Below are 445 nucleotides of genomic sequence, written 5' to 3' on the forward strand. Positions count from 1 at the left end.
ATATTGGTGGTTAGTACGCATGCAATTAAAAATGAAATTCCGCGACCACAAGCCAAAATAACAAACGGCAAGGAGACAAAAATAAGCACAAATAGCCAACACGTCCTCTGTTCACTTTAAAGGGAATCGCTGAAAAATACGCTCTGTTTAAGGGGATTCACCTTTCTCAGAAAGCTATTCCGCCCTTTTCCTGCTGAGAAATCGCCACATTCGGCATGACAACATTGTGAAACCCGGCATTAGATGTTAGAAAAAACAATAAACAATGCGATATGCGCGTTACTGTTTCGCTGTGAACAACAATCGGTCAAAGAAATGGATAAAATTCACGCAATGCAGTTGTTCATCAAAGTCGCGGAGCTGGAAAGTTTTTCCCGCGCAGCGGATTTCTTTGCTTTGCCAAAGGGAAGTGTTTCGCGCCAGATACAGGCACTGGAACATCAAC

Annotated in this window: 1 protein-coding gene; it reads left to right on the forward strand. The window is 42.9% G+C overall.

All coding sequences use genetic code 11. The annotated features are described in order from the left end of the window. Nucleotides 1–333 precede the first annotated feature (333 nt). Nucleotides 334–445, forward strand: a 112-nt coding sequence (locus NBZ85_RS33550) for a helix-turn-helix domain-containing protein (RefSeq protein ID WP_498041293.1), incomplete at its 3' end; no start/stop codon positions are given.

This window comes from Frankia tisae (genome assembly GCF_025403405.1).
Lineage (GTDB): Bacteria > Actinomycetota > Actinomycetes > Frankiales > Frankiaceae > Frankia > Frankia tisai.